The organism is Haloimpatiens lingqiaonensis, assembly GCF_901447495.1.
In the GTDB taxonomy this organism is placed as follows: Bacteria; Bacillota; Clostridia; order Clostridiales; family Clostridiaceae; genus Haloimpatiens; species Haloimpatiens lingqiaonensis.
In genome coordinates this window covers 1-9218 of the sequence record NZ_CABDWS010000097.1, presented here as the reverse complement: position 1 = coordinate 9218, position 9218 = coordinate 1, and the positions used below count along the sequence as shown (strand labels likewise).

Annotated in this window: 5 protein-coding genes, 2 tRNA genes, 2 rRNA genes, 1 pseudogene and 1 other annotated feature; all 10 genes and pseudogenes read right to left on the bottom strand. The window is 30.1% G+C overall.

What is annotated here, in order from left to right; translation table 11 throughout:
* Window positions 1–242: 242 nt before the first annotated feature.
* A complete protein-coding gene (serS, locus tag FGK85_RS13610) occupies window positions 243–1523 on the bottom strand; it encodes a serine--tRNA ligase (protein ID WP_138207512.1) in 1281 nt (426 codons plus the stop codon).
* A gap of 156 nt (window positions 1524–1679) precedes the next feature.
* Window positions 1680–1885: a binding site (T-box leader), on the bottom strand.
* Window positions 1886–1990: 105 nt separating this feature from the next.
* Window positions 1991–2212, bottom strand: a pseudogene (locus FGK85_RS13605) (DUF1667 domain-containing protein); the annotation flags it as partial.
* A gap of 63 nt (window positions 2213–2275) precedes the next feature.
* Window positions 2276–3673 (bottom strand): NAD(P)/FAD-dependent oxidoreductase, encoded by a 1398-nt coding sequence (locus FGK85_RS13600; RefSeq protein WP_138207508.1) that lies wholly within the window; start codon window positions 3671–3673, stop codon window positions 2276–2278.
* A 227-nt stretch (window positions 3674–3900) separates the two neighbouring features.
* A complete protein-coding gene (locus FGK85_RS13595; protein ID WP_138207506.1) occupies window positions 3901–6621 on the bottom strand; it encodes a UPF0182 family protein in 2721 nt (906 codons plus the stop codon).
* A gap of 1 nt (window position 6622) precedes the next feature.
* On the bottom strand, window positions 6623–7789 hold the full coding sequence (locus tag FGK85_RS13590) for a DUF362 domain-containing protein (protein WP_138207503.1): 1167 nt from the start codon (window positions 7787–7789) through the stop codon (window positions 6623–6625).
* A gap of 77 nt (window positions 7790–7866) precedes the next feature.
* Window positions 7867–8361, bottom strand: a complete 495-nt coding sequence (locus FGK85_RS13585; RefSeq protein ID WP_138207501.1) for an HDIG domain-containing metalloprotein — start codon at window positions 8359–8361, stop codon at window positions 7867–7869.
* 187 nt (window positions 8362–8548) lie between these two features.
* A tRNA-Ala gene (locus FGK85_RS13580) sits at window positions 8549–8624 on the bottom strand.
* Between the two features lie 3 nt (window positions 8625–8627).
* Window positions 8628–8704: transfer RNA gene (locus tag FGK85_RS13575), tRNA-Ile, on the bottom strand.
* Between the two features lie 4 nt (window positions 8705–8708).
* Window positions 8709–8825 (bottom strand): 5S ribosomal RNA (gene rrf / locus FGK85_RS13570).
* A 224-nt stretch (window positions 8826–9049) separates the two neighbouring features.
* Window positions 9050–9218: ribosomal RNA gene (locus FGK85_RS13565) — 23S ribosomal RNA — on the bottom strand; the annotation flags it as partial.

The following is a 9218-nucleotide window of genomic DNA, read 5'->3' as shown; positions in this document are numbered from 1 at the left end:
GGGAACAATAAATATATTTTTTTAGACTATTGAGCTAGCTTTAGAAATTCTTTGTTTTCAAATTTGAATACCCGTTAAGAAGCTTTCATTGCCTGAACGAGGAACGAGTGAGTTTGAAAGCTTTAGGATATTCAAATTTGAAAACATTAGAATTTCTTAGCGTACTGCGAACAGTCTAAAAAAATATATTTATTGTGGACTTAAAAGCAGATTTTTCCTATGCTATTACATCACAATTTTTTTTATTTTATCGCTTCTCTTCCGCCCATGTATCCTCTTAGTGCTTCTGGAATAGTTACGCTGCCGTCGGCATTTTGATAATTTTCAAGTATAGCAGCTACTGTTCTTCCTATTGCCACTCCAGATCCATTTAATGTGTGTACAAACTCTGGTTTAGCCTTTGGATTTTCTTTGTATTTTATATTTGCACGTCTAGCTTGGAAATCTTCAAAATTACTACAGCTTGATATTTCAACATATCTTCCGTAACTTGGCATCCAAACTTCAATATCATATTTAAATGCTGCTGTAAATCCTAAATCACCTTTGCATATTTTAACTACTCTATAAGGAAGTCCTAAGCCCTGTAAAACGCTTTCTGCATCTCTGGTTAGTTTTTCTAGTTCTTCGTAAGAGTCTTCTGGCTTTGTGAATTTAACAAGCTCTACTTTGTTAAACTGGTGCTGTCTTATAAGACCTCTTGTATCTCTTCCAGCTGAACCTGCTTCTGATCTAAAACATGCACTATATGCTGCATATTTAATTGGCAATTCTTCACCATTTAGTATTTCATTTCTATGAAGATTAGTAACTGGAACTTCTGCTGTTGGTATTAAGAAATAATCATCATTTGTAACTTTAAAAGCATCTTCCTCAAACTTAGGTAATTGTCCAGTTCCAGTCATGCTTTCTCTATTAACCATGTATGGAGGAAGTATTTCTTTGTATCCATTCTTTTCAGTATGAGAATCCAAGAAATAGTTGATTATAGCTCTTTCAAGTCTTGCTCCCATTCCCTTATAAACAGTAAATCTTGAGCCAGTTACCTTTCCTGCTCTTTCAAAATCTAACAAGTCTAAGTCTGTTCCTATATCCCAGTGAGCTTTAGTTTCAAATTCAAAATTTGTTGGCTCACCCCATTTTCTTATTTCTACATTGTCCTCATCTGTATCTCCCTCTGGAACTTCTGAATTTGGAATATTAGGTATTCTAAGCATATTGTAGTTTATTTTTTCATCAACTTCACCTAATTCTACATCTAAATCCTTTATTTTTTCTGATAAGCCTTTCATGTGCTCCTTAAGTTCAGTTACGTCTTTTCCCTCTTTTATCATCTTTCCTATTGAAGTAGACTCTTCATTTCTTTTTTTCTTTAACTCTTCTACCTCAACTAATATTTCTCTTCTTCTTTTGTCTAAACTAACAACTTCGTCAATTAAATTAACGCTAAAAGCCTCGCCTCTATTATTCATGGCATTTTTGATTTCTTCTGTATTGTTTCTTATTTTTTTAATATCTAACACGGCACATTCCTCCTATATATTTAAGTTTTGTGATTTTACATAAATACTTTTATAAAATATCTATACTTGTGAATTATTCATTCACTTGCTTACATTTAAGTATTGAAACAGTACTTCTTAGTTGAAATTTTTGTAATAAAAAAAGAGCCTTCATCCCTTAGGGACGAATAGCTCCGCGTTGCCACCCTATTTAACTAATATTAAAGCTCTAAATTAGTTCTCTCAAATTAATAACGGTTTGAACCGTACTGCTCATCACAGTCCCTCCGAGGCGGATTCGCTAAATGAAAGATATCAGTTCACACCATCCACTGACTCTCTTAAATCCTTCATAAAGTTACTATTCTCATCAACGGTTTTATATAAATTTTAAATTATCCATTTAGTTAAGAATCATTTTACATTTTCACTCTGGCATTGTCAACCTCTATTTGTATATTATTATAATATTTCACTAAAACATATTTTTATACATTTTTTCTTTTAACATTTTTAGTGCACACTATATCTACCCCTGTATTTAATATATTACTACATATTATGTCACCTTGTTTTATAGGTGCACCTACATATAACCTGCTCAATGCTTTTGAACACTCTATCCATAGTTCCTTAGGTATAGGAGAGTTACCTTTTACTGGCACCACGTTATATTCAGAACCTTTTATTCTAACTAAACTAGTAAATATAGAATTTTCCATGAAACCACTCCCATTAATTATAAAAATCAAATCACTTAAATTTAATAATTTCTAGACCTCGTCAAATTCCTTTATTCTACTTAAAACTACTTTGGAATCTTTAGAATCCTTAACTATGTCTGTGAAGTTCTTATTAGTTTCCCTAGCTAATATAGCTATTATTTTATTTATACAATTAGCTCCTTGGCACCCTCCATAAGCAGCCCCAGTTCTTCTTTTTATTCCTTCTAATGTTCTTGCACCTAAGGGCCTTCTTATGGCATCTATTATTTCTCCTTCTGTTACCCTTTGACAGTGGCATATTATTTTGCCATACTTTTCATTCATACTTATAACTTGATCTATTTCTTCATCTGACAAATCTCTAAACTTATAGAATTCTCTTCTCTTATCATTAAAATCCTTATTTAATTTGCATTTTAAATTATTAACCACCGTTTCACATATCATTCTTGCAATAAAAGGAGTCATAGTTACTTCACTATAATTTTTTCCGTCAACCTTTATATACCCCTCATCTATGCTACTATCATCTATAACCATACTACTTTGGTAAAACTTACCTTGGTAAAAGTTTCTAATATAGTTAGTGTCTATGTTAGAAAATATATTACTTATATTATTTATAAAATAGTCATAGCTTATATTTTCCTTACTATACATAGCCACAATAGTACTATCTTGAAGTGTAGGTACTACCATTATCTTTTCATTTTTATTATTTATTAAACATAATATATGATCTAAATTTCTTTTAAAATTCTTATCTAAAAGAAGATACTTAACATTTCCTATGAATTTTTTAGGCAGCTCTTTTTTTTCTACATCTATACTATAGTTTTCCCCTGGAGTTGTATTTATAACTATTTTGCATTTAAATTTATTTTTATTTGTAGTTACCCTGTAGCCTTTAGATATCTTTTCTATATCTATAACTTCCTCTTCTAGTTTAAATTTAACTCCATTATCAAAGGCCACTTCACCATAGGCAATAGCTAAATCATATGGACATACCACTCCTGTATGTTCAGTATATATTCCTCCAATAAAATCCATGTTCAAATTGGGTTCTATTTGTTTTATATATTTACTGCTTAAAAGCGCTATATCCTGTATATTTCTTTTTATAGCTTTGTTATACATATCTTTAAGAATTTCTTCGTGTGCTTCTTCTCTAGCCAATATCAAAGTTCCCATTCTTTTAAATGGAACTTTAAATTTTGAAGTTAGCTCATCAAAATCCCTATTGCCTTCCTGCTCTAATTTAGCCATTAAATCATATTCGTTTTCAATTCCATCATAAATAACTGCAGTATTTACCAAGGATATATCGTCAGCTATATCATAATCTTTTTCTATTAAAGCTATATTTAAGCTGTATTTTGATAATTCATAAGCTATAGCACAGCCTGATAATCCTCCCCCTAATATCAAAACATCATAATCCATTTATATTTCTCCTCCTATAAGAAGAACCTTACATTTCAATATAAATTATACCATAAAAGATGATAACTCAACTTTCGCATATAACTTTTAAGTTTTACATCAGACGAATAAACATTTTTAAAATTAAATTTAGCACGTAAAATTTAACTTTATAATTGCGAAAGTTGAAATACTAACTTTATCACTATTCCTTATGATTTATAACTAAAATACTTACCTTATATTTTTTATTTACTATATTCCTCTAACAATTTTCCCAATTCATTTATATATTCACCATACTTAGTCCAATCGCCTTTTTTCTGTGCTTCTAAGGCTTTATCGTATAGTTCCTTTGCCTTTTTAATTTCACTAGTATTTACAGGTTCATTGCTTGTTTTTTGCTCATCTTTACCCTTCTGTTCTTCACTATTTTTAATATTAAAAACTTGATTTAGAGCCTTTTCTATACTTTCTTCTATTACCATCTTATCTCCGTAGGATACAATTACCCTCTTCATTTGAGGTATACTTTCCTTTCCGCTGGCTCTTATATAAAGCGGCTCAATATATAATAATGAATTCTTTATAGGTATTATTTGAGTATCTCCAAATATAACTCCTGAACCAGAGCCCTTTTGATTCCAAAGAGATATTTCCTTGGATATATTTGCATCCTGCTTAATACTTTGCTTGAATAAATATGGACTTTCCACTGGATCATTGTTGAAATTATATAAAACTAGTTTTCCATAGTTTTCTCCATCCATTCTGCCACAAAGCAATGACTCCATATTGTTCTTTCCATTTACATTGAAATACTGAGTAACCACCATTTCTTCTTTATTTTCTCCTGGAAGCTTCATGATAATATAAGATGGTGGATTCTTTTCTTCCTTATTACCGCTATCTACCTGCTTCTCATTTTTTGATATATCCCACAGATCATCTCCACTATAAAATACCGTAGGATCTGTTACATGATATTTTCCAAGAACGCTGCATTGCATGTTAAATAAATCCTCTGGGTATTTAAGATGTGCCTTTAACCCCTCTGGCATCTTTGAATATTCCTTAAACAATTTTGGAAATATTTTAGAAAAATTCTTTATAACAGGGTCTTTATCATCTACTATATAAAAATCTGTATCACCATTTACTGCATCAATAACTACCTTAACAGAATTTCTTATATAGTTTATCTTATTATATGGCTGTGAAAAAGGATATCTATCAGATATACTATACCCATCTATTATCCAATATAACTTTCCTTCATTTATAACCACATAAGGATCTTTATCATACAATATAAATGGTGCTATCTTTTTAACTCTCTCCATTATATTTCTATTTATAATAATTTTACTTTCCTTAGTTATATCTCTTGAAAGCAAAAATTTAGGATTTTTTTCATATATAGAAAATAAAACCTTATTAATTCCACTCATTTTTATTCCCGCAGTACCATTGTATTTGCTGGTTTTATTATTATCCCCTTCAGGATAATCCAATTCTCCTATTTTAGTATTAACAACCGCATACTCATTAGTTTCCTCACCAAAATATATTCTAGGATCTTTTAAATCTATATTCATGCTATTTTCTATAGGAATATCTTTTATTAGAAATTCAGGCTTTCCTGAGCTAGTAACAGCATTTACCTTATTCATTACTACCCCATATCCATGAGTATAAGTAAGATGCCTATTTTGCCATGTGCTGGCCTTATCCTTTAATGAATTAACATCTATTTCCCTAGTGGACATAAACACCTGAGTATTCTTTCCATTCACATTATATCTATCTACATCCATATCTTTAAAAGTATAATAATATTTTAAAACTTGTATTTGATTATAATATTCTAGTACTTGGTTTACTGAATTAATTTTTATATTTTCTATGGTTTCCTTATTACCCTTTAAATCTTCTGCAGTTAAATCATTTTTTATAGGAAAATCCTTTGAATCTACCTTATCTATATTAAATCCCTTTTTGGTATAATCCATATTATATTCTATATATTTTTTTTCTAAAGTCTTTTCATTAGATTTAACTACAAAGTTTTGTACAAATACCGCTGCTAAGTTCTCTCCTATTATTAAAAGGAAAATTAAAACTATGGATATAACTATAGGTTTAACTTTTGATAAAAGTAAGCTTACAAAAACAACTACAGATGTAACTATAGCTAAAACTGCTATTACTTTATAAAAATATAAGCTGACTTTAACATCTGTATAACTAGCTCCAAAAACTACCCCTCGTGGTGAATAAACTAGATTCCATGACTTTATCATATATCCCAATGAAAGAAGTAAAAGTATCAAAGCTGATACCACAGCTAGCTGCCTTCCAGCAAATTTTGTTATATCACTTTTAAAATTGCTAGTGAATATCTTGGTATTTCTTAAATTTCCTCCATTAATAATTTTATCCCTAGCATTTAGCACTACATATGTTATAAAAGTACCTATAACTAGTACAATGCATAAGGTCATTAATAAATTATAAATAGATTGTATTAATGGCAGCTTAAATACAAAAAATGATATGTCCTTATTAAACATAGGATCTTTTAAATTAAAATCCACGCTATTTTTATACTGAAGTATGGTATACCAATAGCTTTTTGATAAATTAAAAGATATTATAAATGAAATTACTAAGTCAAAAAATATAAATAACTTATTGTATTTTTTCGAATTTAAAGTATCGGTGCTTCCTTTCCACTTGTATATAGATTTTTTTAGGCTATTATAGTATATTAAAAGTGCAAAAAATACTAATAGAAACACAGGGAGCATTATTTTTAATACTGCCAATAACTTAGTGAAATATACACTTAAATACCCCACTTCTTTAAACCATTTTATATCCACTACAACATTTACCATACTGTTAAAAAATGCTAAAACTAATACAATAACGAATAATGGAATAATAACTTTGAAATTCTTTTTCAACTTATTTTTCCCCTTCCCCTTTTAAAAGTTTTCCAAGAAATTTATCTTTTGTTGTTATTGCTCCTACTGGACAAAGTTCTTGGCAACAAAAACATCTTATACACCTATTCATATTCCACACAGGAATGGTTTTTCCTTTTTTTTCTATAAATTTTATAACATTAGGTTTTTCTGGACATACTTCAGCACATCTTAGACAGGATATGCATTTGTCATAAATCAAAGCAGGATCCGGTGCTATCAAACTTTTTAAAAAATTATTTACCACAGGATTTTTAAAATAGAAATTTCCGCCCTTTCTACATAGTTTAAAATCCTTTTGCTTCATATTTTCAATTTTTTCCCCTAAAACCTCTATATCTTTAGGTAAAACTGCTCCCCACTTGCTATCATAAACCTCCTTCAAAACTGGAGTATCTAGTGGATTATCGTATCCTATTAATCTAACTGCTACAGAATCTACAGCACTAGGGCTTTTTCCCATTATAAGTGTATTCATTTTTTTAGCACTGCCGTTTTTAGGTCCATTACCTTCCATAGCTACAATGCCGTCTAATATGGCAAAATCAGTTCCTACTAAAGTATTTAAATCCAAAAGCATTTTGCAAAAATTTTCCGCATCTGGCATCCTGGTATGCCATTGAGCCTTCTTTGTACCTGTTATACATCCAAATTGATTTTTAATAGCACCAGTATAGTACGCCATAGCGTGAGTTTTTAATTTAGGTAGAGTTATAAGTACATCAGATTCATAAGCTACTTTAGCCACATTCCAAGACTTGCACAAAATAGAATTGTCCAATTTTACATGTATTTCATCTTTAAAGCTATTAAATTTAACATCATATCTTTCAGCCACTTCCATAAGACCACAAAGCTCTGCAGCCTTTCTAGAGTCTCCCACCCCCGGCGAATCACCAAATATTATGTTTGAAGAATAATCTCTAATTATCCTTATAACTGCTTCAAAAACCTTATAATTAGTTACTACAGGTGATTCTTTTCTTTCTATACTTAATAGATTAGGCTTTAATAAAACCTTACTATTGTAAGGTATAAGTGTCCTTAAAAAGTCATCCCCTCCTAATAACTCAAATCCCTCTCTGAGCTTTTTTTCTATGCTTTCCACTTTATACTCATCACATTTCAAAAGAGCTACTTTCTCCATAAATTCCTCCATTAAAACAGATTATTGATAATATCTTTATCTTACAATTATTTTTACTAATTTTTATGTTATACAGTTTAATTATTTTCATCACATTCTTTTAATATACTTAGCTCTAAATCATTAGATATATCATTATTATGATGATTTTTCACTAAAAATAAAATTCTATTCTTTTCACCCATTTTTTTTAAAATATTATATCCCTTTTCAGGATGATTATAATATATATCTACTTTTTTATTCTTTTCATACTTTTTTATTTTTCCTCTAGATATTTTATCTAAAATAACTAAAGCAGATTTATCAATTAAATTAAGGCTACATTCTATCTTCCCTATATCGTGTAATAAAGCTGCAACTATTAGTTCATCATTATAATTTATATTAAGTTCTTTGCAATGATTAACTAAATCTCTAGCTACATTTATACAGTGCTTTTGTTCATATACTTTTAGTTTTTCAAATAACTCTATTTGTTCTTTGTTTAAATATTTATATACAAACTCTCTATCATTCTCATCTATTTTATAATTAAAATATAAAAAAAATTGTTTTACCCTATTTACCATACTTTTCTCCTTTAATTAGAGTATTTGTAGAAAAACTTTTTATATAAACAGATTATAATATATGCCGTTGATATAATATATTTTTACTTTCTATTTTTAATTATACCAATAATATTAACTCTATTTCAAATTCTATTAGAAATTATATTTTTTTGCAAATAAAAAAAGCAACCTTTTTAGGTTGCTTTGGTGGAGAATAAGGGATTCGAACCCTTGACCCCCTGCGTGCAAGGCAGGTGCTCTCCCAGCTGAGCTAATCCCCCATATGGTGGACCTTCAGGGACTCGAACCCCGGACCTACCGGTTATGAGCCGGTTGCTCTAACCAACTGAGCTAAAGATCCATTAACCTGGCGACGACCTACTCTCCCACAGGGCTTCCCCTGCAGTACCATCGGCGCTTTGAAGCTTAACCGTCCTGTTCGGAATGGGAAGGGGTGTTACCTTCAAGCCGTAATCACCAGATAAATTAGTTTGCTCGCTTCTAGTTTGCTATTTATTAGCTACTAAGTGCTGAGTACATTTTGTATTATATCTTTTTTTCTTTTGCTTGTCAACAAATTTTTTAAGTTTTTTAAAAAATTTTATTGAACTAAGTGAAAGATTATTGTTCTTTCAAAATTGCACAGTGTGGAAGAATCTTTTAATTGTCAATTGTCAATTGTCAATTGTCAACTGTCAATTATCTTTTGATCAAGCCCTCGACTTATTAGTATCGGTCAGCTGAACACGTTACCATGCTTACACCTCCGACCTATCAACCTGGTAGTCTTCCAGGAGTCTTACTAGCTTACGCTATGGGAAATCTAATCTTGAGGTGGACTTCACGCTTAGATGCTTTCAGCGTTTATTCCTTCC

Bases quoted from the DNA above. Each gene is read 5' to 3' on its own strand.
- FGK85_RS13600 (WP_138207508.1), bottom strand. From the start codon at position 3,673: ATGGATTATGATGTTTTGATATTAGGGGGAGGATTATCAGGCTGTGCT.
- FGK85_RS13590 (WP_138207503.1), bottom strand. From the start codon at position 7,789: ATGGAGAAAGTAGCTCTTTTGAAATGTGATGAGTATAAAGTGGAAAGC.
- FGK85_RS13585 (WP_138207501.1), bottom strand. From the start codon at position 8,361: ATGGTAAATAGGGTAAAACAATTTTTTTTATATTTTAATTATAAAATA.